At 50.0% G+C, this 22567-nt stretch carries 24 protein-coding genes; 11 read left to right on the top strand and 13 right to left on the bottom strand.

Going from position 1 to position 22567, the window contains the following annotated elements; genetic code table 11:
* Positions 1-367 precede the first annotated feature (367 nt).
* The 3 genes from CDA54_RS18990 to CDA54_RS19000 all read right to left on the bottom strand — a co-directional run bounded on the left by CDA54_RS18990 (position 368) and on the right by CDA54_RS19000 (position 1733).
* Entirely contained in the window at positions 368-982 is a 615-nt protein-coding gene (locus tag CDA54_RS18990; RefSeq protein ID WP_099036627.1) for a GNAT family N-acetyltransferase, read from the bottom strand.
* Between the two features lie 86 nt (positions 983-1068).
* Entirely contained in the window at positions 1069-1230 is a 162-nt protein-coding gene (locus tag CDA54_RS20025; RefSeq protein WP_099036628.1) for a DUF2834 domain-containing protein, read from the bottom strand.
* Between the two features lie 98 nt (positions 1231-1328).
* On the bottom strand, positions 1329-1733 hold the full coding sequence (locus CDA54_RS19000) for a DUF1801 domain-containing protein (protein ID WP_099036629.1): 405 nt from the start codon (positions 1731-1733) through the stop codon (positions 1329-1331).
* A 226-nt stretch (positions 1734-1959) separates the two neighbouring features.
* Here CDA54_RS19000 and CDA54_RS19005 point away from each other — a divergent pair, with 226 nt between their 5' ends.
* On the top strand, positions 1960-3021 hold the full coding sequence (locus CDA54_RS19005) for a fatty acid desaturase (protein ID WP_099036630.1): 1062 nt from the start codon (positions 1960-1962) through the stop codon (positions 3019-3021).
* Positions 3022-3364: 343 nt separating this feature from the next.
* Here the strand turns inward: CDA54_RS19005 and CDA54_RS19010 are convergent, their stop codons facing one another.
* From CDA54_RS19010 to ubiU, 5 genes are all read right to left on the bottom strand, one after another.
* A complete protein-coding gene (locus tag CDA54_RS19010; protein WP_099036631.1) occupies positions 3365-3808 on the bottom strand; it encodes a CopD family protein in 444 nt (147 codons plus the stop codon).
* 13 nt (positions 3809-3821) lie between these two features.
* Positions 3822-5003 (bottom strand): NnrS family protein, encoded by a 1182-nt coding sequence (locus CDA54_RS19015; RefSeq protein ID WP_099036632.1) that lies wholly within the window; start codon positions 5001-5003, stop codon positions 3822-3824.
* Positions 5004-5030: 27 nt separating this feature from the next.
* Entirely contained in the window at positions 5031-7697 is a 2667-nt protein-coding gene (locus tag CDA54_RS19020; protein ID WP_099036633.1) for a nitrate/nitrite transporter, read from the bottom strand.
* 96 nt (positions 7698-7793) lie between these two features.
* A complete protein-coding gene (locus tag CDA54_RS19025; RefSeq protein ID WP_099036634.1) occupies positions 7794-8669 on the bottom strand; it encodes a U32 family peptidase in 876 nt (291 codons plus the stop codon).
* A 9-nt stretch (positions 8670-8678) separates the two neighbouring features.
* On the bottom strand, positions 8679-9674 hold the full coding sequence (gene ubiU, locus CDA54_RS19030) for a ubiquinone anaerobic biosynthesis protein UbiU (protein ID WP_099036635.1): 996 nt from the start codon (positions 9672-9674) through the stop codon (positions 8679-8681).
* A gap of 125 nt (positions 9675-9799) precedes the next feature.
* On the opposite strand from ubiU, the gene ubiT reads away from it, so the two are divergent.
* The 4 genes from ubiT (at position 9800) to CDA54_RS19050 (ending at position 12519) form a co-directional block, all read left to right on the top strand.
* Entirely contained in the window at positions 9800-10285 is a 486-nt protein-coding gene (gene ubiT / locus CDA54_RS19035; RefSeq protein ID WP_099036636.1) for a ubiquinone anaerobic biosynthesis accessory factor UbiT, read from the top strand.
* Positions 10278-10700: a hemerythrin domain-containing protein gene (locus tag CDA54_RS19040; RefSeq protein ID WP_180237280.1), complete on the top strand. Its 423-nt coding sequence runs from the start codon at positions 10278-10280 to the stop codon at positions 10698-10700. Before ubiT ends, CDA54_RS19040 begins: the two co-directional genes overlap by 8 nt.
* A gap of 99 nt (positions 10701-10799) precedes the next feature.
* Positions 10800-11150 carry a hemerythrin domain-containing protein gene (locus CDA54_RS20030; RefSeq protein WP_373286113.1) on the top strand — a complete coding sequence of 117 codons (351 nt, stop codon included), beginning with the start codon at positions 10800-10802 and terminating at the stop codon, positions 11148-11150.
* Positions 11151-11307: 157 nt separating this feature from the next.
* Entirely contained in the window at positions 11308-12519 is a 1212-nt protein-coding gene (locus tag CDA54_RS19050) for an HPP family protein (protein WP_099036639.1), read from the top strand.
* Between the two features lie 86 nt (positions 12520-12605).
* On the opposite strand, the gene nrdD is transcribed toward CDA54_RS19050, so the two are convergent.
* Positions 12606-14423, bottom strand: a complete 1818-nt coding sequence (gene nrdD / locus CDA54_RS19055) for an anaerobic ribonucleoside-triphosphate reductase (protein WP_099036640.1) — start codon at positions 14421-14423, stop codon at positions 12606-12608.
* A complete protein-coding gene (nrdG, locus tag CDA54_RS19060; protein ID WP_099036641.1) occupies positions 14410-14898 on the bottom strand; it encodes an anaerobic ribonucleoside-triphosphate reductase activating protein in 489 nt (162 codons plus the stop codon). Before nrdG ends, nrdD begins: the two co-directional genes overlap by 14 nt.
* 250 nt (positions 14899-15148) lie before the next feature.
* On the opposite strand from nrdG, the gene CDA54_RS19065 reads away from it, so the two are divergent.
* Positions 15149-15559, top strand: coding sequence for a ribonucleotide reductase subunit alpha (locus CDA54_RS19065; protein WP_099036642.1), 411 nt, complete (start codon positions 15149-15151; stop codon positions 15557-15559).
* A 587-nt stretch (positions 15560-16146) separates the two neighbouring features.
* On the opposite strand, the gene CDA54_RS19070 is transcribed toward CDA54_RS19065, so the two are convergent.
* The 3 genes from CDA54_RS19070 to CDA54_RS19080 all read right to left on the bottom strand — a co-directional run bounded on the left by CDA54_RS19070 (position 16147) and on the right by CDA54_RS19080 (position 18054).
* Complete coding sequence (locus CDA54_RS19070) at positions 16147-16725, bottom strand: GNAT family N-acetyltransferase (RefSeq protein ID WP_099036643.1); 579 nt, start codon at positions 16723-16725, stop codon at positions 16147-16149.
* Positions 16726-16805: 80 nt separating this feature from the next.
* Positions 16806-17300 (bottom strand): helix-turn-helix transcriptional regulator, encoded by a 495-nt coding sequence (locus CDA54_RS19075; RefSeq protein WP_099036644.1) that lies wholly within the window; start codon positions 17298-17300, stop codon positions 16806-16808.
* 205 nt (positions 17301-17505) lie between these two features.
* Positions 17506-18054, bottom strand: coding sequence for a P-loop nucleotide/nucleoside kinase family protein (locus CDA54_RS19080; protein WP_229748203.1), 549 nt, complete (start codon positions 18052-18054; stop codon positions 17506-17508).
* A gap of 521 nt (positions 18055-18575) precedes the next feature.
* Between CDA54_RS19080 and tatA the strand changes: the two genes are divergently transcribed.
* The 5 genes from tatA to CDA54_RS19105 all read left to right on the top strand — a co-directional run bounded on the left by tatA (position 18576) and on the right by CDA54_RS19105 (position 22356).
* Complete coding sequence (tatA, locus tag CDA54_RS19085; protein ID WP_099036645.1) at positions 18576-18857, top strand: twin-arginine translocase TatA/TatE family subunit; 282 nt, start codon at positions 18576-18578, stop codon at positions 18855-18857.
* Between the two features lie 33 nt (positions 18858-18890).
* Positions 18891-19319 carry a Sec-independent protein translocase subunit TatA/TatB gene (locus tag CDA54_RS19090; protein WP_180237281.1) on the top strand — a complete coding sequence of 143 codons (429 nt, stop codon included), beginning with the start codon at positions 18891-18893 and terminating at the stop codon, positions 19317-19319.
* Positions 19316-20116, top strand: coding sequence for a twin-arginine translocase subunit TatC (tatC, locus tag CDA54_RS19095; protein ID WP_099036646.1), 801 nt, complete (start codon positions 19316-19318; stop codon positions 20114-20116). The genes CDA54_RS19090 and tatC overlap by 4 nt, the downstream gene beginning before the upstream one ends.
* 150 nt (positions 20117-20266) lie before the next feature.
* On the top strand, positions 20267-21721 hold the full coding sequence (locus CDA54_RS19100) for an alkaline phosphatase PhoX (protein WP_099036647.1): 1455 nt from the start codon (positions 20267-20269) through the stop codon (positions 21719-21721).
* A gap of 65 nt (positions 21722-21786) precedes the next feature.
* Positions 21787-22356: a PEP-CTERM sorting domain-containing protein gene (locus CDA54_RS19105; protein ID WP_099036648.1), complete on the top strand. Its 570-nt coding sequence runs from the start codon at positions 21787-21789 to the stop codon at positions 22354-22356.
* Positions 22357-22567 lie beyond the last annotated feature (211 nt).

Raw genomic sequence — 22567 nt, forward strand, 5'->3', positions numbered from 1 at the left:
GAAAAAGTAGGATCTGACCCTGGATAAATACCAGACCCAATGACCCCACAAAATACCACAGAGAGGGAAAATAACTAAAGCTAACAGCGGCCTGGACCACACAGGCTCCTGAGGTTGGAAAAAGTGCATCATGACTGACCAGGCTATACCCGTAGTAAAGCCCCAGATTAAAAAGCCTCTCACCCAAACAAAGTGGCTTTTTCCTTTTAAACGAGTTTTCTCCCATTGCTCAACATTCACCGTGCTATCCTTCTTTGTTTAGATTGACACATAACGCCACCTGCAGTGGCACAAGCTTTCTGGCGGATTTATTGCGCCGTGTGCAAAATACAGTGATAACGGGTTTTCATCCGATTTGGCTGTATATTTAATTTGCCAGCTCTTTATCAGCCATGTTCTTTAGTTCCAGCTTCATGGTTGTCGCACCAGAAAAACCCACTAGCCATTTCAGATATGGAAAGCTATCTGCCTTTACTGCTACAAATCCTTTTGACTCATAGAGTTTCTTTGCTCGCGGGTTACTATCGATAACGTCTAATCTTACTGAATCGTATCCATTATCTTTCGCATAAGTGATTATTCTATCCAGCAATAAAGAGCCTATCCCCTGCCCTCGAAAATCGCTGTTTACAGCAATACCATCCATGACCAGTTCACCCTCTTCCGGCTTACGTTCAAAGAGGCTAAAAACCAAACACGCCCATAGGCCTGAGAACAAACCGAGGCTATTAATTAGTCCCGTAGCTTCAATACCACCAGTCAGTGAACCCGCACTAATATTAAACCCGGACAAACCAACAATACGTTTATCAGAGTAAGCGACGAATGAGTACTTAGGAACAAAGCTTTCTGACAATACCCGAATACGCTTGGCTTTATCAGGGATGGCTCGGTAGAATTTCGATCCAAATGCCTGTTCATACAATTCAGCCACCTGAGTCGAATCTACTATATCCCAGCTTTTTTCAATATGAATAGTCATTTGATGTACTCGATTTGCTTCAGCCCCTGCTCCGGCAAAGGGGTTAAATCGTGGCTGCGCGACCTGTCCTTATTTATCATAAATTTTCAACTACTTCCTGGTACGTAAAAACCAATGTGAGTAGAGAACAACTCACGAAAGAATAACGGTGCATTAATCCCATGAGTCATGACCCAGGGTACGAATTGCGAATACGGCAGCATAACCCCCAGAATACAGAGACCCAGGTATATGGCTCGAACATTCATGTTTGTGAAGTCCAACGCCCGCCATAAAGGGCGCGAGGAACGGGCGTCCAGTGACAGGAGGGAGCGAATTTAATGGTTTTTTTCGTGTTTCCACTGCCTCAGGCTCCAAGTAATGGGAGGTGCTTCAAGCTGTGATACTTTAATGCCATCTCGAGGCAATGACTTAACGGACCGCTCCCGGCAGAGGCATTCAAGGGAACGACAATTGCTCTATTCTCCTCATATTCGAATGCATCCCGGTATATTTCTTTGAAGGTTTCGATCAAGCTAGTCTGACAATGAAAATAGACTTTAATGACCTCTGGATCGGTTGGCTTCCAGTCCATTCGGATCGTGCTGCCCCCCTTCACAAGATAGCTGGGTTCACCCCATTTGAGAGTTTCCTCTACCGTACCCAGACCATTTTCTTCTGCAACGGAAAAAACCAGGCGGCGAATATCTGCAAGCTGCTTTCGTGCCTCTGAAGGGTAGGTGGAAAATTTAGCTTCTATCTCAGGTTTCACGCAGTCTCCGGCTTAGTGACACGTAACAATTTATCTCAGGAAAAGTTCCTTTTGTTAAACAAAAAAGACTTCCTCTTTTGGGCTTTTTAGCATGTTTAGATCTTTTTCACCACCCGCCATGCGGGGCTTTGGCGTTTTCGGTAATCGGGCTAAGTGAGCAATATATTCCGACAACGCAGCGGAGCAGAAAATTTGTTAGGCTACTCCATCAATAACAAGGAGATCTATGTCAGTCAGCAGCCCATCCGATGACTTTTCCCCGCAACAACGTATTCGTCATATCATTCAGGCCATTCGCAGCGAAGAACGGTATTGGCGCAAGCGCTATCCTGTTCTGCGCTACCAGAATGTTATCGGGCTGACTATCCTGCTAGTGGCACTCGCGGGTATGCTGGGTGCCGCCTACCTGTATTACCTGGAGTGGATCCCGGCCTGGGCTTGTATCATCGTTGCGGCATTGTGTGCCTCTGTATCCCATGAAATTGAGCATGATCTGATTCATCGTCAGTATTTTCGTCACCAGCCCATTATCTACCATGGCATGATGCTGCTGATCTGGCTGATGCGCCCGAACACGGTCAATCCCTGGTACCGGCGCAATATGCACCTTTTACATCACAAGGTGTCGGGCACCCCTAAGGATCTGGAAGAACGTCTGGTAGGCAATGGTATCGCCTATGGCGTGAGTCGCTTTGTCGTTATGTTTGATGGCTTACTGGGGCTGTGTCTGCGCCATGGGGCACTGCGCCGGGATGTATACAACTTTTCGATGCTAAAACTGCTGGCGGCGACCTTTCCGCTGGCAAGCCTGTATTTTTTAACCTGGTATACGTTTTTGCTGTTCCACGCCTATGACGCTCTGTTTGCAGGAGTTGGCGGGATTAGCGCAGGAGCGGGCATCAGCGCCACAACGTATCCGGATGCTTTACTCTGGCTGATGGAAGGCATTAACTTCGCGGTGGTGGTGCTTATCGCACCTAACGTGCTGCGCTCCGCCTGCTTAAACCTTGTCACGTCTCATATGCATTATTATGGCAATGTGCGCAATCTGCTTCAGCAAACCCAGATTCTGGATCGCTGGTATTTTATCCCCCTGCAGGCATTTTGTTTTAACTTTGGCCGTACCCATTCGATACACCATTTTGTGGTCAGTCAGCCTTTTTACTTACGTCAGCTGGTCGCCGGTAAGGTTCTCAAGGTGATGCGTGAACAGGGCGTGAGGCAAAATGATCTATCCACTTTTACTACCGGCAATCGCTGGAATGACGAACAGACGCTGGGTGTATAGCCAGTAAAAAGGAGGGGTAAAAAGGGGTCGTAGTTAATTATTTTGATTACCTTAGGTTATCAGTCTGTTATCTGGGTAAATTAACTACGACCCCTTTTTACTTTGATTGACCACGAAAAACACTGAAGGTACGAAAGGAGAGAAGGAGCCGGTTTATGCTTTTCTTTGCGACCTCTGCGACTCGGCGTGATTCCTGGCTTTTATTTGGTTAATCTCGCTGAGGCGCAAAGGCGCTGAGGATCATAAAATTAATCTTCTCAAATCCCTTGCGCGATGAAAATGTCACAGACCCCGTTCACCCCAGCTTTTCTCCGCGCGCTCTGCATCTCTGCGGTGAAAAGGTTTAAAACCACCAGCCGGTTCGGAAGCTCACACCCACCACCACAAACAGCACAGATATGATAGTAACAGGGATAATATGCCAGGCCAGCTGGCGCAGATTCTTACTGCTGAGCGTTGGAATCACCCTGATTCTGGCATCGGCCGCCAGCAGCAGAGTAATCAGCAACAACAGTAATTTAAACCAGATGAGCCTGACCAACGGGTTATCCATCTGCAGCCATAGGCTCCACTGGGGTATCAGGCTCCAGGCCAACCAGACGCCCGTTAACACCTGAATGATCAGTGCCGGAATGCCAATCTTTTCATAGGCCTGCTCGAAATCCTGAATGCGGCTGACGGAGTTTTCCCGTAGCGCTTTGGGCAATATGCTGAGGGCCAGCACCAGATGCCCGCCGGTCCAGATGGTGGCACCGAGCAGATGTAATAGTAATACCATACCGTGCATAGTCTCTTTGCCTTCAGCCTGGCTTGCCGTCGATACGGGGGCGGGTGAGAACGGGGAAATAAATCACCACAAAAATTGCAAAAGCAAGGCACCAGAGCAATGTGCTGAGTAATAACATAGACTGGATCTGGCTGTGCCATAACCAGCTGCCCAGAGTTCGCACCAGCCCTGCAAGCAGCACAAAGGCAAAGGCAAAACTCATCAGCCAGTGGGCCTGGAGTTTTCTGCCGCTATGCCCCAGCGACACCCTGGCCATCATCGCCAGAATAATACTGCCGATAGCCCCGGTGGTAAGCAGGTGTATGGCGGTGCTTAAGGGCATCATATCGCCGAGATAATGGCCACTTAGCGCCAATAACCCCAGCGGCACATACAAATAGGCCAGATGCAGTGACCATAACAGGGGCACCGAAAAGGTTATCCAGACCCGCCAGCGTAACCAGCGCAGCAAATGTAATATTCCGGCAATCAGCGCGATGGCTCCCACTGCCCTATCCGGTAACAGCCCGCCAGTCAAATAATGCAGCACCAGCAGCCAAATAGCCGCTAAAGCAAGTTTTTCTAACCAGGGCCAGGGCTGAACCTTTTCGGTACCGGTGCCATTGGCGGTAAACATGGGTGTTACCCGCCCTCCAATCACACAGATAAGCGCCGTGATCAGCATCAGCATTAAATAGCTGCCATGGCTAAAACCTCCAGGGTAGACGCCCAAAACAGTCAGATGGGAGATGAAATTGGCCGCCGCCATTAACAACAACACCGGCACAAAAAACATATTGCGCTGCTGTCTGGCCTTGAACAGTGGCCAGGCCATAAACCCGGCGGCCATGGGCAAAAATAATAAATCTATTGTGGCCGGGATCCACAGCGGCCAGGCCGGATTAATCAACAACACGGCTCGCCCGGCCAGCCAGGTGGCAAAAAGCAGCATCAGAGACCAGCCCTTTAAACCCGGTACGCCGGTCCAGTTTTGCACCGCGGTGAGCAAAAAGCCGACGACAATAGCGGCACTGAAACCAAACAGCATCTCGTGACCATGCCAGAAATAACTACCCCCATAAGGTGCCAGCCCCCAGAGTCCGGCGAGCATGCCACCCCACCAGCCTATGGCCAGAACAGAAAACAGTGCGCCAAAAAGAAAGAAGGGGCGAAAACCTAACCGCCATAGGGGCGACGGGAGTTGATGTTCAGACATACCGATTACACTCCGGACAATATTTCATTAGCAGGGAGCCGGGGCATTGGGCCTGGCATAGAAGCGCCAGGTAACCACCACACAGCTTATGTAGAAACCGATAAACCCATAGAGTGCCAAATCCACCGCACCGGTGAGGGTGATAGATGTGCCGTAGGCCTTGGGAATAAAGAAGCCACCATAGGCGGCAATGGCCGAGATAAAACCTAAAACGGCAGCAGATTCTCGGTTACCTTCAATTTCAGCCTGTTTTTCCTGGCCCCTGCCCAGTGCACGGGAGCGCAATAATAAGAACATTGCCGGCACCATCCTGAAAGTGGAACCATTGCCAATACCGGTTGAGATAAACAACAGCAAAAACATACTGAAGAACCCATAGAAATTACCGGCCTGCCCCGGCTCTGGCAGAAAGTAAATCACACCAGATACACCGGCCACCATCAGCATAAAATTCCATAGCGTGACCCGGGCACCACCCAACCGATCCGCCAGCACACCGCCAAAGGGCCTTGCCAGTGCTCCGGCCAGCGGCCCGATAAAGGCATATTTAACCGGGTCAACATCTTCAAACAGCATGCCACTGAGCAGCGGAAAACCCGCCGCAAAACCAATAAAACTGCCAAAGGTGCCCAGGTACAACCAGCACATCCACCAGGTATGAGAACGCCTGAAGATCACCGCTTGCTGTTTAAAAGAAGACTTGGCATCGGCAATATCATGCATGCCAAACCAGGCCGCCAGCGACGCCAGAATAATCAGCGGCACCCAGATAAAGGCCGCGTTTTGCAGCCACAGGGGTTGTTGCTGCCCCTCGCTCAGGGTGACCATCAATGGCTCGCCGCCAAGAGAGCCAAATACACTGGCCGAAATAACCAACGGGCCAACCAGCTGCAAGCCCGATACGCCCAGATTCCCCAGGCCCGCATTTAACCCCAGCGCCGCACCTTTTTCGCCCTTAGGATAGAAGAAGCTGATATTGGCCATGCTGGAGGAAAAATTACCGCCCCCCAGGCCACATAACAGTGCCAGAATTAACATGATCAGATAAGGCGTATCGGTATCCTGCAGGGCAAAGCCCATCCAGATACAGGGTAGCAGTAAAGAAGCTGTCGATAACGCCGTCCAGCGCCGGCCGCCAAAAACAGGCACCATAAAGCCATAAAAAAGCCGCAGGGTGGCACCGGACAAGGCCGGTAGCGAGGCCAGCCAGAACAGCTGATTGGAGCTGTAACTAAAGCCCAGTGCCGGCATTTTTACCACCAAAATGCTCCAGATGGACCACACCGCAAAGGCCAGAAACAGATTAGGAATAGAAATCCACAGATTACGGCTGGCGATGGCCTTACCTTTGCTTTCCCAGAAGGACTTGTCTTCGGGATCCCACTGCTTGAGCACAAAGGAATCCGGTGTCGACATCTCCGGCAGATCTCTGACGGTCTCTCCCCGGCCCATTTCATGGCGCTGGGCTTTGGTAATGGCAAAGTGCATCCAGATCAGAGCCGCGCTGGCCACAACAAACAGCAACATAAAGCAACTTTGCCAGATGCCAACCACATCATTGAGCATGCCGAAGGTCAGCGGCAGTAAAAATCCACCCAGGCCCCCCACCATGCCAACCACACCGCCGACCACACCCACATGCCCGGGGTAGTAAACCGGAATATGTTTAAACACTGCCGCTTTGCCAAGGGACATAAAAAAGCCCAGCACAAAAGTCAGCAGTACAAACATGACCAGAGAGGTTTCCAGGGAAAAATGAATGGTGCCGTCAACGCCTCTGACATGATATTCGGTCGGCGGATAGCTGAGAATAAAGGTACAGATCACCGAAGCGATAAGGGTCCAGTACATCACGGTTCTGGCGCCGTATTTATCTGACAGCCAGCCACCGAGAATACGAAATAAGGAAGCAGGAATGGTGTACAGCGCCGCGAGGATCCCCGCCGTTGCCACGCCCAGACCATACACCTCCATCAGATAATGGGGCAGCCATAAGGCCAGTGCCACAAAGGCACCGAAAACAAAAAAGTAATAGAGAGAAAAACGCCACACGCGGATATCGACAAGCGGCGAAAGCTGTTCAGCCAGTGTTGGTGCATCGCTTTGACGCTGGCCATGAGCCGGATCGGCCCGGGCAAACAGAATAAAGCCAACTCCCATCAGCCCTATCACCAGCGCGTAGATCTGAGCCGTACCCTGCCAGCCGAGGGCCAGCATTAAGAAAGGGGCGCCGAAATTAGTCAGTGCCGCACCCACATTACCAGCGCCAAATATACCCAGCGCGGTGCCCTGTTTATCTTTTTCGTACCAGGCGGAGATATAGGCCACACCGACAATAAAACCACCACCCGCCAGGCCCACGCCCAGTGCAGCGATCAGCAACAGAATATAACTGGTAGCAATGCTGACCAGAAATACCGCCGCCGAAGTAAGCAGCATCAATAATCCGAATACCCAGCGTCCACCAAACCTGTCGGTTAAGACGCCGAGGAAAAGACGGCTGATTGAGCCGGTCAGAATAGGGGTTGCCATCAGCAGGCCCAGCTCTGTATCCGACAGGCCCAGCTCCTGCTTAAGCTGGATCCCCAGAATAGAAAAGATAGTCCAGACCGCAAAGCACAGCGTAAAAGCAAAAGTGCTCAGTCCCAGAGCACGCCGCTGGTCGGCCGGTGCCACACTTCCTGCTTCGATCATGCTGGCGCTCCGTTGTGCGTAAAGTTAAAGCATACGCACAGCGGCCCGCCTCCTCTATACAGATAAAGAGGCAGCCTCAGAACACAGGAATACCTACTATGGAGTAGCCAGGCTCATGCCGGCGATACTGTGCCAGTAACCGTTACAGTCGCGCTCTACTATTTGGGGATATTGCCCGTTCTCATTTTCACGAAACTTCTCCAGCCAGTCCAGGGTATCAGCAGACAAGGGGCTTAAACGCACCACATCCACCAGATTGTGCATACCGGCAAGATCATTAATCAGGTTGTAGCACTGGCCCGACTGGGTCTGAATACCGTTTAATACAAACAACTCCTGCCCTTCCTGAGAGCGGGTCAGACGCCCGTTCGGGTAGTTAATGCAGCACAACTCACATTGATCTTTGGGGCGGTTTTCGGAACGGGCGGTAAAGCAGCGGGCCGAATAGGCCAGCGGTAAGTAACCATAACCGAACACTTCCACTTCAAACTGATTTCTGATCCCCAGCTCGTCACAACCGTTGAGTATTTTTTCCAGCCAGTCGCGGGACAACTCAACCGGCATCACCCAGCGCTGCATACCCAGTTTTAATAAACGGTGTAAACTGTGCTGGCTGTAACAGTTAATCGCCGGGCCTGCCACAAAGGGCTTACCCTGCTCTGACAGCAACTGAATGGCGCCTACATCATTGGCCTCGATCAGAATATCGCCATTGTCGCAATAGCTTTGCAGGGTTTTGACTTCTGATGGCGCTTCCAGCAGCGCCATGGTGGACAGCACCACCTGTTTACCTTTACCGGCCAGTTCCCGCGCCAGCGCCAGCCAGTCTTTGGTTTTCAGCTCCCGGCGCTTGGAGCACACGGTTTCGCCGAGATAAATCACATCGGCGCTGCTTTGCATCGCCTGTTGATAAAATTCTTCCACCTGATTTTTAGGCCAGAAATACAGAATGGGGCCTAATGAATACTGCATTATTGATTCCTACTGCCATTTTCTGTGATACGCACCCAAAGAGGTCTGGCTACCTTCGGATACCGCTTCCAGGCCCTGATTCCAGGTCGGTTGTGGATTAAAATTACCGCTGTCGCGGGCACAGGCATCAATGGCCTGTCGCCAGATGCGGGTCACCTGCTCAACATAGGCCGGGCTGCGCTGGCGCCCCTCGATCTTCACCGCGCTGATACCGCACTGCATGAGCTCTGGCAGTAAATCCAGCGTGTTCAGGCTGGTAGGCTCTTCAAGGGCGTGATAGACGTTACCTTCCACTTCAAAACGCCCCTTGCACAGGGTGGGATAACCGGCATTTTCGTGCGGCTGGTAACGATCGATCAACACATCATTTAGCCGGGACTCCAGCCCCTGTCCGGTTTCCTGCCAGCGCACAAAAGAAGCCGGTGAACAGGCACCGGCCGTATTGGGAGACTCACCGGTCATATAGGAAGATAAATAGCAGCGGCCTTCGGCCATAATACACAGGCTGCCATAGGCGAAGACTTCCAGCTCCACCATGGTTTGCCGCGCCAGCTGTTTGACCTGATGAATTGACAGCACCCTGGGTAGCACCACCCGGCTGACATTAAATTGTTGCTGGTAGAAGTTGATTGCTGCCGTGTTGGTGGCAGAGGCCTGCACGGAAAGATGTAGATCCAGTTGCGGGTATGTATCACAGGCGTATTCAAGCACCGCCAGGTCGGCCAGAATCAAGGTATCCGCGCCATTATCAACGGCGGTATCCACCGCATATTGCCAGCGCCGCCAGCCGTCCGGATGCGCAAAGGTATTGATAGCAATATGCAGTTTTTTGCCATGCTGGTGCAGGTAGTCTGCGGCTTTTGAGAGTTTGTCTCCGGTAAAATTGAGACCGGCAAAATGCCGGGCGTTGGTGTCATCTTTGAGGCCGATATATACCGCATCGGCCCCCTCGGCCACGGCTTTTTTCAGGGCCGGCATACTGCCAGCCGGACATAATAACTCCATCAGTGCGCTCCAGATAAAAAGACCCGGCAATTGTTACAAAACCAATCTGCACAAATATTGATTTAGATTAAAAAAAGGCGGGCTAAAGCTGACTAAACTATCGCTAAATATGATGTGAGGTAACCATGATTAACTTTCCTGTAGAGCCAGTTACGTTGCTCAGACCCGCTGTAAGACTGCTGAGCAGGATACCGGCAATGGTACAACAGCCCTGTGCCGGCAGATTACTGAATCTGGCGCTACACCAGCCTGTTGATGAGGGGGAGCTGGATTTTCTGGCAGGCAAAGTAATCAGAATCACCCTCACTGACATCCCCCAAAGCTGGTTTATCAGCCTGCGAGACAACCATCTTCAGGTGCATTTGTGTGGCAAAGAAGATGCCTGTATCAGTGGTGAGCTGCAGAGTTTTCTGGCCCTGGCCAGTCAGCAGGTCGACCCTGATACGCTGTTCTTCCAGCGTAAGTTGTGTATCAGTGGTGACACTGAGTTGGGTTTGTATGTAAAAAACCTGCTCGATAGTCTGGAGCTGGACTCATTACCCGTATTGTTTGCCAGGCCACTGCAATATTACGCCAGGTTGTTTGATGCTAAGGAGCAATCTCATGCATAAATTTATTACTGACTTCTTTAATACTAATCATCAGGCTCTGGAGCTGCTGTTTATCGCCTACCGGCGTAATAAAAACAAGGATCCACTCTATGCACGTCAGCTGTTTGACAAATTCAAAGGAGGCATGGAGGAGCATATAGGCTGGGAGGAAAACTTGCTGTTGCCGGCGTTGGAATCGGCCAACCGTAAGAGCTTTCCCACAGACAAAGCACGTAATGAGCACCAACAGGTTATGCAGCAGATCAATTGGATTGAAGGGTTACTGGATAAAGACATTGACACCTCACAGGATGATCTTTCGCTGGAATATATGCTCAGCGATCATTTCGAGAACGATGAGTTCAACCTGTATCCGGTCTGTGACAAGGTGCTGAATGACGACGACACAGCGCGGATCCTGATGGCGATTTATTAGTTGCACTCTACACTATTACCTAATCTGTATTGTTAGGAGAGACTATTGACCCCTTTGCTGGGCTGATCTGGCAAGTTTGCAATTGATAATCAACCATTACTGGATGAACAACATCAGCAACTTTTTGAACAGTTAAACAGGCTTTGGGCCCTGCTCATAGAAAACCATAACAGGAATGAAGTCATCGCACTTGTGGAGGCGCTACAGGATCAGACACGGGCGCATTTTCAACATGAAGAGCAATCCTTCCATCTTCTTGAGGAGAAAGAAGCGATGTTACACCGGCTTCATCACAAACACTTACTTGAAACCATACAAGGGTTATATCAATTTATACCCCCTAACGAGCCGATTCCCGTCCACTGCACCATGGATCGATTACAGGAAATTGCCGAATGGTACCAGTCACATGTGTTGCACGGCGACAGCAAACTGCTGATAAGGCGCTGAGCCGATATAAGGTTCCGGTTCAATTCTCCCCCCCCAAATTCATCACAATACCTGCACGTTAAGTTATGACAAAAGGTGATTAGCGGTTAGCTGGAGCTGACACCAACACACCCGTATAATCACGGTTGTTTTCTTACCAAGAGCATAACGAGGATTAATGAAAGGGTTTTTCTGGCAGATCTTTGACAGTTTTCTTAACCGATTGGGTATTACCAAGGCGGATAGCCAGAAACTCTCCAGTATCCCGTTAAGAGAGCGTTTAAAAGTCGCGGCGGCGGCGTTTCTGGCCTTGCTGGTGGTGACCTATAGCAGCCATGTATGGCTCGCACCGACACCTGGCACAGTGATGCTCGCCTCTATGGGCGCCTCCGCGGTATTGCTGTTTGGCCTGCCCAACAGCCCTCTGGCCAGGCCCTGGTCGTTTGCCGCCGGGCACCTTATTGCGGGTATGATCGGGCTGATGTGCTCACAACTGTTTACCGACATGGCGCTGATGGCTGCAGTGACTATTGCTCTGGTGTTACTGGCCATGTATATCTTTGAATGCATGCATCCACCAGGCGGTGCCACAGCGCTGGTACCGGTCATCGCCAGCCATGAAAACCTGCTGGATTATCAGTTTCTGATTACCCCCTTGCTAGTCAATGTTTTCACCATGCTACTGATGGCAATGCTGCTGAATCGCCTGATATTGGGCCATAATTACCTGCCCCGGCTGAGGAAAAACTATGATCCGGTGCACCTGCACCATGACCCCAGTCCGTTAAAGCGACTGGGGTTGCAACCTGAAGATATTCTGCACGCACTGAATCATTATTCAACGGTCGTGGATGTCAGTGAACAGGATCTGGAACGCCTCTACCAGGAGGCGCAAATGCATGCAGTGCAAAGAAAGCTTGGCGATATTCGCTGTAAAGACGTTATGTCCGCTGATTTGATTACTGTATCCCCGGACACCTCATTGCAGGAGACATGGAAAAAGCTGAAAACCCATAAAATCAGAATGCTGCCTGTTACCGATGACACCCAGCAGTTGTTAGGGGTGATCACCGTGGCCGACTTTCTCAAAGCGCTGGGGCTGACAGATCTGTGGTCAGCTACCGGGCAATTTTCCGCCCTTGCCAATGCCCGGGCATTCAAACTGCAAAACAAACTGGCTGCCGACCTGATGGTCACAGATGTACGGGCCGTCAGCGCCGATGAACACCTGATTTCACTGATCCCGATGCTGTCAGATCAGGGCTTACATCATGTGCCTGTATTGGATAACCAGCAAAAGCTGGTGGGTATAATTACCCAGTCTGATCTTATTGCTGCGCTTTATGCACAGCATCATGATGCAGTGTTACAGGACAGCGGCTCCAACTAAACCGACACCTTGTTATACGTTCGACGGCGTATCCTGCTTTGCGAGCGGGCCTGCGCCGGACACAACGAAAACCATGCCCGATGCTGTCAGGCTGAAACCGATGGCTCCTGCCCGGATAAAGTTCTGGCCGGTTGTTTATGGTAATAGCGCAGATCATGTTCCTCGCGCCGCCCGGCACTAAAGGCCGATACCCGCTTCAGGTAACCGATAACACGGGTGCCATAATCAATATCTTCTGAGCCGCAATCGCTGCAACGGGCCAGGCTGCGCTTGTCGATATGCTCACACTTATTACAGATGGTAATGCGCACATTGACACAGAAATAATTACAGCCAGTATGAGCGGCGATGTTGTACAGATTGAGAAAATTCTGCTCGCTGAGTTTTTCTTCCAGGTTCAGATGCAGGGCCGAACCGCCGTCCAGATAGCGGGTCATCTGTTCACCATGGAGCACAAACTTATCCAGATGGTTTATCTGCTCATCTTCCACCACATAGAAATAACTGTTGTAGCAATCTCTTGGCACCTGATAACCGTCTTTTCTGTCCCAGTTGGCGTTCTTTATCCCCAGATTCTCCGCTGGCACAAACTCGGTATTAAACATATAGCCCCAGGTCTTGCGAGCCGCGCGATTGGCGTCATAAATAATCTTTAACTTATCGTCGATAAAACGCTGGTAATCCTGATTCAGCCCCGGTCTGATCCCCAGGTATTCCGCCGCTTCCACCATACCGTTTACCCCTATGGTCAGAAACTGCTTATCCAGACTGATAAAACCGGCATCGTACACCGGCAACATACCGTTGGCCTGATGCTCTTCCATAAGTTTGCGGTAGGCCACCTGATACTTCTGGATCTTGTCTACTTCAGTGGCCAGATCGCGGCCATCCTGAACCAGCCGGTTCATATTGATGGTGATCACATTAATCGAGCCGGTGGCCACGCCCCCCGCCCCCAAACTGTAGGAAAAGGTGTTATCGCTGATTTCGTTACGCAGGCGGCAGCAGGAGGCCAGCGAATCAGCGCTTTGCGACTGATACACAAAAAATGAGCCGCCCTCGCTCATATTACGGGCACAGGTGCGGGCAAAGGCTTTATCTTTAACTGCCCCGTCTTTGGTCAGCATCGCCGCGGTGACCACCGGGAAAGTCAGGATGGTTTTATTACGCTCACGATTAAACCAGTCCAGAAAAAAGCCCTGCAAGGCGCTCACCGAATCCCATTCTGGCTTGCTCATATCCGGGAATACAAACTGGCCAAACATGGCATCGAAATAATATTGATCGTACACTGAAATATTCCAGAATACACTCTGATACCCCCGCGCCGCAGCAGGCTGGTTCAGCGCATAAACCACATGCTGAAGATGATTTTCGATGGCCTTGGCGTTGGTATTCAGATAATCGTCGCCATAGTCTTTGCGGGCAAAGTAATCAAAGTAAGTTAGGAACTCTACTGTGGCCACCGCCCCGGCGAACTGGGCGCTGATGGCAAACACCAGGTTCACAAAACTGCCACAGAAAGACTCAAGATGCTTAGGCGCTTTTGACTCACCGCCGAGTTCTGTCAGCCCTTTGAGCAAAAAAGGATACATGGTAATGGATGTGCAATAGGGCTTAAGGCTGGTTTCGTCGTGTACATAGATCTCATGCTCTTCTATCTGGCGCACATACTCATCGGCCAGCTTTGTATCAAACAGCTCGGCAATCTTGTTCTTTACCTGAGCGCGATTAACCTGAATAAAGAAGTCCTTCATCAGTTCGGCTTCGAGCGTGGCGATATTCTTGTGGGTGACATTGGCATTGGCATCCAGTTTCGAGCCATCGGCGGCGTTGGCGGCATCCTGATAATCACGGATAAAGTCCAGTTTGTTTTGCAGTTGCTGAGGGTTAAGCGGCAACATGGTTATTCTCCTGAAAACGAAAGTTAAGTAAGTTGCCACTGCCAAGCTCAACAAACTTCTGGTTGGTAGTGGCACGATCAAGGCCGCCCAGTTCGGCTTGCCAGCGGCCGGTTTTAAGGTAATCGAGCTGACTCTGCAAACGAGCGGGCACTCTGTTCATACCCGTATACAAACAGGTATTAAGGCCAGCCTGACGGGCGATTCGCAGTTTTGCCAGCAGCGCATCGGAATGCCATTCACCGCCGAAAAACAGCACACAGGTGATCAGATGCTGATATCGCTCAAGCCAGACTTTGAATGCGGCATCGCTAAGCGCCTCCCCCTTGTCGGCATCCCAGGTATCGCGGCTATGACAACCAGTACAGGCCAGCGGACAACCTGTTATGGTAAAGGCTAGGGAAACTTCATCGGGCACTTCCTGAAAACAGATCTGCGGGGGGAAGCTGTTGAACGGTTTTTCTGTGGTTAACAACATATCTTGTGCCTGTTTGTTTTTATCAACACCATATATTGTGTCCAAGCCTAGACAGACACAGATTATTTAAATTGATCTGGATCAAAAATATGCAACTCTTGTCAGGTGTGAAACAGGACATTCATCACAAGCCCATCGCAGTGGGCTTTTAGCGAACTACCCACAAAGAGGTATGGGGCATGCCCGTTAATTGCCAGAGAAAGAGAAGAAGAGTGAGATAAACTGCCCCTTGCCATTTGAGGAGAACATTATGCAAATCACGTCCTATCAGGATCTTATTCTTGCCAGTTATCAACAGCACGAGCCTCAGCGTTTGTTGTTTGTGTTCGCCAGTGCAGAATTACCCACCGGCCATACCGAAAAACAGCAGCAGGAATTTGAACAGGGTGGCGGCGGTGCATTAACCCCGGTGCTCTGTGTGGATAAACTGCCTTCCGAAGCAGAAGATTTTGCCGCCTTAGTGGAGGAATCGAAGCAAACCGGTATCAGCTGGGATATCGTATTTATCTCAGCCATGGACGGTCGTGGTGGCTTTGCGCCAAATTCTGATGAGGCCTCCCAGCCGCTGCGCATGATGATGAGCAAGATCCAGTCGGGCATGATCAGCGATTTTCTGACCTTCGACCGCGAAGGCGACCTGGTGGAACTGGTGCCGGGTTAAACAGTAGAAGATTATTTACCGCAGAGCCACCCAGCACCTTTGATTGCAGGGTTCTAATAGTTGGCACTTTGGTAATTCAATGGTTGCTGGGAATCCAGAGCCCTCTGCTCCCCTGAACATAACGTCACTGGTTGTCCAATAGCAGCATTCCGGCATGACGGTAATCCCCTTGTAGCCTGCAAGTAGCGAAGCGGACCTGTCCAGCACCTTTGATTGGCCTATGCAGAGTTAACTCTCCTGGATATTCAAAGGTTGCTGGATTGCAGGAGCCCCCGGATTTCGCTTCGCTTTATCCGGTCTACCGGAACTTTCGTGCCTTTAGTGTTTTTCGTGGTCAAATGTGCTGTTTCTATTTTCACCACGGAGGGCACAGAGATCAGACAATAATTGTTTTTTCCCCTCTGTGTTCTCCGTGGCTCTGTGGTTCAATTCTTTTTACCACCAACCGCTAACCCAAAAGCCCTAAATGTTCTCGCAAAGATCGCAGAGGGTCAGCCCCGTATGGTTTTGGCGGGAATCCAGCGGCTTTGCCAATAAAAACCGTTTGCTTAGGCGTTTAGATCCTCACATTGATCTGTGATTAAAATTCAGGCTGACACAGAGTTTTGAGCACCCTCGACTTTTATAACCTTGGGCCTGAAAATAAAACCAAGAATGCCACCAAAGAGATCCTTGTACATTGCTTCTATCTCTTCCTTAGTGATGTTTCCGCTAAGTATCAGCATCTCAAGTCGTTCCGCAGGCTCCTTCACAATATATCCGGAAGAAGTGAACCCGTTCTTCTCATAAAATGCTTTACGCTTTAACCTCTGCTGATAGTTTTTCCCTTTTTTATCAATCACTTCAATGTTCAGTACAATTCTTTTTCCAGAACACATTTCTTTCAAAGAATCCATTACCTTGCTTCCGTAACCTCCTGAACGGCACGATTCAGATATCGCCAAAAAATGTACAAATACAATGTCTTGATACTCAGTGATATAGATGAGGCCAATCCAGGTATCCTGTGCATAAAGAACGTTAAAACCAGCCTTCCCATTTCTCAGTTTATATCGAAGTATCCATGTTGGTATGTGTTGAGCTCCCGGGAACGCTTCTTTATAAAGATCAATAACCTTCAAATAGTTAGCGTCATATTTGGTAAGTGGTCGAAAATTAATGCTCATAGATAGTACTCATGTCGCCCCAAACGGAGGCTTTTGTGAGCGCAGCGAGAAAAAACCCCGCTTTGGCTTTAGCCATACCGTTAATCAAATGCACCCTGTTTATTAATATAATCATAAATATACCCGGGGACTAACGACGGTAAACCAACAACTAAAGCCACTATTAAAAAGCTGATTTTGCCTTGCCTATCGTCTGATATAGAGCTGCTAAAAACCGAATCTCTCAGTATGTCTACCCAGGCAGTGGCATTGTGACCAATCCAGTACAGATAGAAAGCAACAGAAAGAGCAGGCAATAACACCAAAAGATGAATAACCTTGGCCTTTGGGCTGATTTTGCTAAAAGCAAACTTACCTTCCACCTGCGGGAGCTGATTTTTCGCCACCAATTCCGTGATAGAGCACTCATAGACAGCAGCTAAAGATTTGGCTGTTTCTTGCGATGCAACACCTGTTTTTTCAACTCGCTGAATGGTTCTCAAGCTCAATCCCGATACCTCAGCTAACTGGGTCTGACTCCAGGCTCTGCTGTCTCGTTGATTTTTTAACGTATCTTTATTTAATTCCATTTCCATGTTTCAAGCCCTCTTCATAAGTGTTGAGCCAATATGAAGAAGTATTGCCTTTTTTAATACGACATATATATGCCACAAGTATGACAGGAGTGTGCCATGTTTGGCTAACACATGAGTCCAGAAGGGGCGACAACAGCCGCTTTGATAGATACAGGCTGTCAGAGCTGACAGTTACCCGGTTTTTCCCGTCAGATCAGATCTGAGACTAATTCACTTTGAGCAAGTCAAGTAGCTCCTTCTTACTTTCCTCTGTTGTTTTACCCGCAGTATCTATTGTGATTCTTGGCGTCGTCCAGGGGTCGTACTCTCTGGAAACAACGCTTTTCCAGTCAGGGAGTTTAAGGGTTGGAATATCTGAATTTCTGGTCTCAACTCTGTCTTTGTGCTCATCCCGGGCAGAGCAAGTCACTTCAATTTCCCTGTATTCACATCCTGCCTGATACGCCACATCACGCCAGCTCCTCCTGGACTCTTCTACCGGATTGGTCGAATCCGCAACCACTGGCATGCCAATCCTCAGGTTATCCAACGCGAGTTTGAACGCGATCTGGTAACCTTGATCATAGAGATTTGTATAACCGACATCCCGGAGTGTCTGCTCTATGGAGTCGATACGAAGAAAAGTCGCACCAATGCGCGCCGCCAGAAATCTTGAAAGTTCGGTTTTGCCTGTGCCCGGCAATCCGCCAAAAATATACAGCACAAATAAGTTGCTCTTTCCCTGAAGCCTGGCAGTTAAACGTTGGGGCTCCATAGAGCCGCATATCAATACATAAGTTAACTATTGCAGCTTTAGCTTTCAACGTTAATAACTCAGGTGCTCGCAAATAACACGAAAGCCGTTTTCACTGTTGCAGAGTTAGCAGAGGGTCATTCCGCATGTTTTTGGCGGGCATGCCCAACACCTTTGATTGCAGGGTTCTAATAGTTGGCACTTTGGTAATTCAATGGTTGCTGGGAATCCAGCAGCCTTTAATTTGAGAAAGTGTATGCTTTACCCTTTGCTGGTCAAAGGTGCTGGACAGGTCCAGTGCCCTCTGCCCTCATACGCACAAAGTCACTGGATGCCCGATAACAGCATTCGGGCATGACGACTATGTATACCCATGACACCCGTGTAGCCTGCAAACAACCAAGTCAAGTGAGAGCTGTGCAGAACAAATTGGCACCAAAGTTACGCTCGTTAGGTTAAAAACTCTTCATTAAAGCGTCATCAATCAGACATAAAAGCCTGCCAATCTGAAGCCCGACATCCGGTATCCAGTGGAGAGAAAAGTGGGACTCAGTGTGTGGCAAATTGCTTTAGTAGTAATGTTATTTCTGTTGTTATTTGGACGGGGAAAAATTCCGGCGCTGATGAGTGACCTGGCCGAGGGTATCCGTGGCTTTAAGCAGGGAATGCAGGACAAGGATGAACAGAATGCGGAAGATAACCCTGCATCATATTCCGTCGGGGACAAAGGCGAGACCACAAAAGCCCTGAGTAGTGCAGAGGATTCACCTACTGAGACTGAGAAGCCGGTCGCGACATCGCAGCCCAAAGAACACATCAGCTAACAGGGTGATGCTTACTCAGATGAAGAGGCTGATATGTTTGATCTAAGCTGGATTGAGTTGTTGTTCTGCGCCGTACTGGCATTGATTGTTATTGGCCCCAAAGACCTGCCTAAATTGTTTCAGGCCGGTGGCCGATTAGTTGCCAAAAGCCGGAAAATGTACAAAGACGTACTCGGCAATATGAAGCAACTGGAACGGGAAGTGGACATCGCCTCAGGCAACAGTACTGAAACTCAAAACTGGCGGCAATATTTACCCGATGAAGTGCGTCACCTGCCAGCTGACTTTATCCCCGGCTCAATGACAGCAGAGCAGCATCAGCAGCGACAACAGCAGGCATCACAGCCGCCCCCTCCCCCTGAAGCCACCGTTGCACAAACAGAGCGACAGAAAGATGTCAGTGATAGCATCAAAACCGATCCGTCAGAAAACCCTGCCACACAAGGTACATCTCAGCCATGACCGACAAGGATTTCGACCTGTCCAAAGCGCCACTGTTAAGCCATCTTATCGAATTGCGGCGCAGGCTTCTCTATTGCCTGGCCTTCTTTACCTTGATGTTTATCATTTCCTATTTTTTCGCCAGCCAGATCTACGCATTTTTGCAACAGCCTCTGTTAGAGATTTTCGGGCCCGACAGCGGCAGAAGAATGATTTATACCGGCCTGCATGAAGCCTTCTTCACCTATCTGAAACTGGCATTTTTCAGTGCGACCTTTTTTACTCTGCCGCTGATGCTGATCCAGGTATGGCGCTTTATCGCGCCGGGTCTTTACAGCCATGAACAACGCAGTGTTTCACTGCTGTTGATCATGACGCCAATCCTCTTTGTGGGCGGCGCCGCACTGGCCTTTTATGTGGTCATGCCGCTGGCCTGGGAGTTTTTTATCAGTTTTGAAAGCCCGGCCAAAGAAGCGGCAATCAGTGTCGAACTGGAAGCTAAAATCAGTGAATATCTGGGTCTGGTGATAAAGCTTATCCTCGCTTTTGGTCTTAGCTTTGAGTTACCTATTTTGCTGCTGGTGATGGCCAAAGCCGGATTGGTCTCAGCGCAGAGCCTGGCCGGGTTTCGCCGCCATGCCATTGTGGTTATATTTCTGCTCGCGGCATTAATTACCCCCCCGGATCTGATTTCACAAATCGCTCTCGGGCTGCCCGTATTTGCCTTGTATGAGCTGTCTATTCTGCTGATTCGCTGGACGCAGACCGATCATCCTCAGCAGAAAAATTCTCAGTCGGAACAAACCGCCCGCTCCTGAGCCGCTGTCACGAAATCTTTGTAAATCTGTCAGATAAACTGCAACCAACTGTCATATATCGTCCTTAGGCTGGTGATTGCGGATCGAGGTCATTCCTGACGTTTTCGAATGGATCCGAACAACGCCAACTATTAAACAAGAGGATTCCCAATGACCAGTAAAACAACCGGGGCTGAGCAACAGCCTGAGCCGACTCAAACCGCCGTCAATCGTCGTGACTTTATCAAAGGCAGCTCTGTGGTAACCGCCAGCGCAGCCTTTGCAGCTATGTCTAATCGTGCCGTGGCTGCCAGCCTGCCTTACTCAGATTCTTACGGCCCGCTTTTGCCTACTGCTGACAAAGCAACAGGCCTGGAATTACTGGCTTTGCCAGAGGGCTTTGAATACACCACCTTTGGCTGGACCGGACAGATCCAGTCTGATGGCCTGCCTACCCCCACCGACCATGATGGTATGGCTGTGGTGGGCGCCAAGGGCAATGTAATCTCGATAGTACGTAACCACGAACTCAGTGAAGGTGAAGGCCATAAGAGCAGCCCGCGGGGCGGACGCGGCGTATACAATCCGGCTCAGTATGGTGGTACCACCAACCTGATGTTTGATGTGGTCAAAGGCACTTTTCTTTCTTCTTACAACAGCCTTGGCGGCACCATCAGAAATTGTGCTGGTGGCGCAACACCATGGGGTACCTGGCTGTCCTGCGAAGAAACCTTCCATAGCTGGAATAATGGCCCTCAGGGATATAATCACGGATATATCTTCGAAGTACCGGGTTTTGGGATTTCTGACGGTCAGCCAATACGCGAAATGGGCCGCTTCGTTCATGAAGCCGTTGCTGTGGATCCCGCTACCGGTTATGTCTATGAAACAGAAGATTCAGGTCAATCGGCTTTTTATAAGTTTGTTCCCGAAGGTGAGTGGGGCAACCTCAGAGCAGGCGGAAAGCTCTATGCCATGGTGCTGGATAACACCAGCCGTATCGACCTGCGCGGCGGGCTCACTGAAGGCACAGTATGGAATGTCAGCTGGCAGGAAGTACCCGACCCGGATGCCACCTCTGAGCGTTGTTTCAACCAGGCCTCGGACGCCGCTATTATCGAACGGGGTGAAGGCTGCTGGTATGACGATGGTCGTATCTATTTTGTTTCCACTTCCGGCGGCGCGGCCAACCTGGGCCAGATCTTCTGCTACGACCCACGCAAAGAAACCCTGACCATTCTGTTTGAATCGCAAACCGCCGATCAGGTAGACGGCCCCGACAATATCGCCATCAGCCCAAGAGGCAACATTCTGATGTGTGAAGACGGTGGTTCTAACCCGAAGCGCCTGGTAGGCCTTACCAAACAAGGTGCCACGTTTACCTTTGCAGAAAACATTGTGTCGCTGGATCGTGGTGATCTTGCCTTAGTCGATTCCATTTATCCCGGCACGATGGATAACTTCGTTGACTCCGTCGGTGATTCCACTGATGGCAGTAACCGTCGCAGCTTCACCAGCAGAGAATGGTGTGGTGCAACCTTTTATGGTCGCTGGTTGTTCGTCAACATCCAGTCACCCGGTATCACCTTTGCCATCACCGGCCCCTGGGAAAACGGCGCACTCTAAACACTGAGCTGGAGCGACCTTGTGTCGCTCCTCTTAATTGCTAAATATTTATTAAGGAAATTATCATGCGTGTACTTATCATAAGCTTGTTACTGCCAGTGCTGCTGGCCATCAGCCCGTTAAGCCAGGCCGACATTCTGTCGTTCTCCGGTGATGGTGATTATAACGGCAGCGTTACCGGCGATGACGGCTGGCGCTTCAACCAGGGCTTCGGTGAAATGGATTTCTGGAATTTTACCGTGGCAGAGGAAACCAGTCTGTCGGTAAACATCTTCTCTGATATCGTTTTTGGAGTTGGTTTGTACAGCGGTGAACTGCAAACGGATCCGGGTTTCATGTTTTCCAATGCAGGTGACTTTAGTGGCCTGTTTGGTGAATCCATGAGCTATGTCGCCGGTACCGACCCCTTCACACCGTTCAGCGGTAACAGCCTGACCAATATCATCCTCTCAGCCGGTTCCTACACTCTGGCACTGGGCGGCAATGATGCGGGTTTTGATATGTTCTCAGATTTCAGCTACATGATGAATATATCCACCCAGGCCACCACCGCTGTACCAGAGCCTGCCATGGGTGGATTATTCGCACTGGCATTGTCATTGCTGTTGATACAACGCAAACGTTTGCTGAACTAGTTCGGCATTCTGTTAACGGGCTCTGTAACCTGAAAAATCGAAAGGCTTTTCTCACCGCACAGTCGCTGAGATCGCAGAGGAGTTGACTCTATATACCTCGGCGTCTCTGCGGTGAATTCTTGTCACCACCAACCCAAAAGCCCTGATTGTTCACGCAAAGACGCCAGGATCGCAGAGGGTCATTCCCTTATATATTTGGCGGGCATGCCCA

This window comes from Lacimicrobium alkaliphilum, assembly GCF_002591895.1.
Lineage (GTDB): Bacteria > Pseudomonadota > Gammaproteobacteria > Enterobacterales > Alteromonadaceae > Lacimicrobium > Lacimicrobium alkaliphilum.

What these genes read in the sequence shown, in the direction of transcription:
- CDA54_RS18990 (WP_099036627.1), bottom strand. Translation starts at nt 982, where the DNA reads ATGACTATTCATATTGAAAAAAGCTGGGATATAGTAGATTCGACTCAG.
- CDA54_RS20025 (WP_099036628.1), bottom strand. Translation starts at nt 1,230, where the DNA reads ATGAATGTTCGAGCCATATACCTGGGTCTCTGTATTCTGGGGGTTATG.
- CDA54_RS19005 (WP_099036630.1), top strand. Translation starts at nt 1,960, where the DNA reads ATGTCAGTCAGCAGCCCATCCGATGACTTTTCCCCGCAACAACGTATT.
- CDA54_RS19010 (WP_099036631.1), bottom strand. Translation starts at nt 3,808, where the DNA reads ATGCACGGTATGGTATTACTATTACATCTGCTCGGTGCCACCATCTGG.
- CDA54_RS19015 (WP_099036632.1), bottom strand. Translation starts at nt 5,003, where the DNA reads ATGTCTGAACATCAACTCCCGTCGCCCCTATGGCGGTTAGGTTTTCGC.
- CDA54_RS19020 (WP_099036633.1), bottom strand. Translation starts at nt 7,697, where the DNA reads ATGATCGAAGCAGGAAGTGTGGCACCGGCCGACCAGCGGCGTGCTCTG.
- CDA54_RS19025 (WP_099036634.1), bottom strand. Translation starts at nt 8,669, where the DNA reads ATGCAGTATTCATTAGGCCCCATTCTGTATTTCTGGCCTAAAAATCAG.
- ubiU (WP_099036635.1), bottom strand. Translation starts at nt 9,674, where the DNA reads ATGGAGTTATTATGTCCGGCTGGCAGTATGCCGGCCCTGAAAAAAGCC.
- ubiT (WP_099036636.1), top strand. Translation starts at nt 9,800, where the DNA reads ATGATTAACTTTCCTGTAGAGCCAGTTACGTTGCTCAGACCCGCTGTA.
- CDA54_RS19040 (WP_180237280.1), top strand. Translation starts at nt 10,278, where the DNA reads ATGCATAAATTTATTACTGACTTCTTTAATACTAATCATCAGGCTCTG.
- CDA54_RS19050 (WP_099036639.1), top strand. Translation starts at nt 11,308, where the DNA reads ATGAAAGGGTTTTTCTGGCAGATCTTTGACAGTTTTCTTAACCGATTG.
- nrdD (WP_099036640.1), bottom strand. Translation starts at nt 14,423, where the DNA reads ATGTTGCCGCTTAACCCTCAGCAACTGCAAAACAAACTGGACTTTATC.
- nrdG (WP_099036641.1), bottom strand. Translation starts at nt 14,898, where the DNA reads ATGTTGTTAACCACAGAAAAACCGTTCAACAGCTTCCCCCCGCAGATC.
- CDA54_RS19065 (WP_099036642.1), top strand. Translation starts at nt 15,149, where the DNA reads ATGCAAATCACGTCCTATCAGGATCTTATTCTTGCCAGTTATCAACAG.
- CDA54_RS19070 (WP_099036643.1), bottom strand. Translation starts at nt 16,725, where the DNA reads ATGAGCATTAATTTTCGACCACTTACCAAATATGACGCTAACTATTTG.
- CDA54_RS19075 (WP_099036644.1), bottom strand. Translation starts at nt 17,300, where the DNA reads ATGGAAATGGAATTAAATAAAGATACGTTAAAAAATCAACGAGACAGC.
- CDA54_RS19080 (WP_229748203.1), bottom strand. Translation starts at nt 18,054, where the DNA reads ATGGAGCCCCAACGTTTAACTGCCAGGCTTCAGGGAAAGAGCAACTTA.
- CDA54_RS19090 (WP_180237281.1), top strand. Translation starts at nt 18,891, where the DNA reads ATGTTTGATCTAAGCTGGATTGAGTTGTTGTTCTGCGCCGTACTGGCA.
- tatC (WP_099036646.1), top strand. Translation starts at nt 19,316, where the DNA reads ATGACCGACAAGGATTTCGACCTGTCCAAAGCGCCACTGTTAAGCCAT.
- CDA54_RS19100 (WP_099036647.1), top strand. Translation starts at nt 20,267, where the DNA reads ATGACCAGTAAAACAACCGGGGCTGAGCAACAGCCTGAGCCGACTCAA.
- CDA54_RS19105 (WP_099036648.1), top strand. Translation starts at nt 21,787, where the DNA reads ATGCGTGTACTTATCATAAGCTTGTTACTGCCAGTGCTGCTGGCCATC.